The sequence below is a fragment of the Streptomyces milbemycinicus genome, from assembly GCF_002154605.1.
GTDB classification, from domain to species: domain Bacteria; phylum Actinomycetota; class Actinomycetes; order Streptomycetales; family Streptomycetaceae; genus Streptomyces; species Streptomyces milbemycinicus.
Map to the genome: position 1 here is coordinate 1 of NZ_MUNE01000875.1, position 2,168 is coordinate 2,168.

The window sequence follows — 2,168 nt, forward strand, 5'->3', positions numbered from 1 at the left end:
TCTATGAGCCGGGTTGGCCGGGCGGTCGTCAGCTGAGCAAGTCGGCTGGGCGAGTGGGCTGGGTCGGTTAGTCGAGGGCGTTGGACAGGTCGCTCTGCCAGTACGTCACCTGGGCGTTCTCGTCGATGTAGACGGAGCCGCCGGGCAGCTCGACCGACTTGGAGTCGTCGGAGCCTTCGAGGAAGACCTCCAAGGAGGTGGCCTTGTAGCCGTTCTGGCCCGAGCCGTCGGCGGACGAGGTACGGATGCCGGCGTACGCGGTCTCGCCCGGGGCGAGGGTCACGACGGCCTGCGGCTTGCTGTCCTCGTACACCGGAGTGGCGGCCTGCGCGTCGTCGAACCTCAGCCGGGGGAAGCCGGGCATGTTGCAGTCCACGCCCGCGTGGTTGTTGACCTCGAGCACCATGTAGTTCACGGGCCTCTGGACGGACTTGACGCCGACCGTCAGCTTGTTGATGTCGCAGGGGCCGATCTCCTGCTCCGAGCCCCCGGAGCCCCCGGAGCCCTTGGCGCCGTCCTTGGCGCCGTCCTTGGCGCCCTCCTTGGACGACCCGGCCTGCTCGGTGCCGCCGCCCTTCTTCCCCTCGCTCGCGCCGCCCGTGGCATCCGAGCCGCCGGACCCGCCGGAGCCGGACGCCTGGTCGGCCGGGGCGGAGGTCGCACTGTCCGCCTTGCCCTCGCTCTCGGTACCGGTGCCCTCGCTGCTGTTGCAGGCGGTGAGGGTGAGGGCGGCGACGGCGGTCAGACCGGCGGCGGCCAGACGCAGGGTGCGGGCCCGGCGGGCGAAGGCGGTGATCGACATGGTGGGTTCCCCTCAGCGGGACTTGGCCGTTTCCGGTCTGTCTTTCTCGGTACGGCTAAGCCTGCCGCCCCCCACTGTCGTTCGACTGCCGCCCGACTGCCGCCCGACTGCCGAGCCGCTAACGTTCCACTAACGCCCCGCCCTTAGCGCCCCTCGTCTCTCAGAGGGAGGCGACGCCGAGCGCACCGACACGCTGCGGGGCAGCTATCAGCCGCCTGGTGCCGCACCCGGCGGGCCGGCCGGTCGGGGAGCCGAAGCCACCACGCCGGGACCTCGATCACGCGCGGCGCGACGAAGCCCCCGCGCCGACCGCCGACGAGCCGTGCACCGCGACCCCGGCGGGGCGGCCCAGCTCCAGGTACATCTTGACGTCGTCGAAGCGCTCGTCGCCGACGGCTATCCCGCTCGGCAGCCGGCCCCACTCCCGGAAACCCAGGTCCTCGTACAGGGCGATCGCGCCGTGGTTGTTGCCGCGGACGCCCAGGAGCAGCAGTTCCAGACCGGCCGCGCGCACGTCGTCGATCAGTGCGGACACCAGACGGCGGCCGATGCCCCGGCCCCGGGCGGCAGGGTGGGTCATGACCTGCTGGATCTCGGCGCTGTGCCGGTAACTGGCCACGGCTGCGCGCCGCCGCCAGAGCGCGCAGCCCAGCACCTCGTCCGACCCGTCCCCTGACGTCGCCAGGGCGAGCGCCGCGTCCCCGGTCCCTACGTCGGCCAGCACCCCGTCGAGCCAGGCGTCGGTCTCCGCGCGGCTGGGCGGTGCGAGGTAGCCGATGGCCCCGCCGGTCTCGCTGACGGCGCGGACCATCCGGTGCGTCCTTGCGCGCAGCGCGTCGTCCAATGTGGTCGGCCAGACCAGCTCGACGGGGTCGGTCATGTCGTGTGCTCCTTGATTCGCGTTGCGGCCGCTCACTCCTCCAGCGGATGGACCGATCGGCATGCGGCCCAGTGCACTCGGCCCATATTCGGGTCGAGCATGAATGACAGACGGACCGGATTCTTCTCCGTGATGATGGGATTGCCCTGGAGTTCCAAGCCGTCCGGCGGATGCAGCTCGTAGTCCGGCAGCACCTCCCCCGGCCCGTACACCTCCTTCACCTCCATGTGTGGGCGTCCGGCGATGATCGCTCTCACATCCATCTCGTAGATGGGCTCGCCGTGGCGGCTGTACATGACGACAGAGGTACCCTCCGGCACCCTGACCGGAGTGCCATCCCCTGCTGCGATGACCCCGTGACCGGCTATCACCTCCTCTCCGTCCGGGCGTGCGTCAGCCCATGGCTCAAACGGATCGGATTCGTACGGAGCGAGACCCAGCGGGTCGACCCAGCGGTGGGGGTTGGGAACGTACGCGGCGGGGTTG

At 70.8% G+C, this 2,168-nt stretch carries 3 protein-coding genes; all 3 read right to left on the reverse strand.

The genetic code is table 11. From position 1 onward, the window contains the following. Positions 1-67: 67 nt before the first annotated feature. Positions 68-802 carry a DUF4232 domain-containing protein gene (locus CCN51_RS48075; RefSeq protein ID WP_086861040.1) on the reverse strand — a complete coding sequence of 245 codons (735 nt, stop codon included), beginning with the start codon at positions 800-802 and terminating at the stop codon, positions 68-70. Positions 803-1,079: 277 nt separating this feature from the next. Beyond that, entirely contained in the window at positions 1,080-1,682 is a 603-nt protein-coding gene (locus CCN51_RS48080; RefSeq protein WP_014178115.1) for a GNAT family N-acetyltransferase, read from the reverse strand. A gap of 32 nt (positions 1,683-1,714) precedes the next feature. Further along, positions 1,715-2,168, reverse strand: a 454-nt coding sequence (locus tag CCN51_RS48085) for a putative adhesin (RefSeq protein ID WP_143676152.1), incomplete at its 5' end; no start/stop codon positions are given.

Coding starts and splice junctions, on each gene's coding strand:
- CCN51_RS48080 (WP_014178115.1), bottom strand. CDS start 1,682: ATGACCGACCCCGTCGAGCTGGTCTGGCCGACCACATTGGACGACGCG.
- CCN51_RS48075 (WP_086861040.1), bottom strand. CDS start 802: ATGTCGATCACCGCCTTCGCCCGCCGGGCCCGCACCCTGCGTCTGGCC.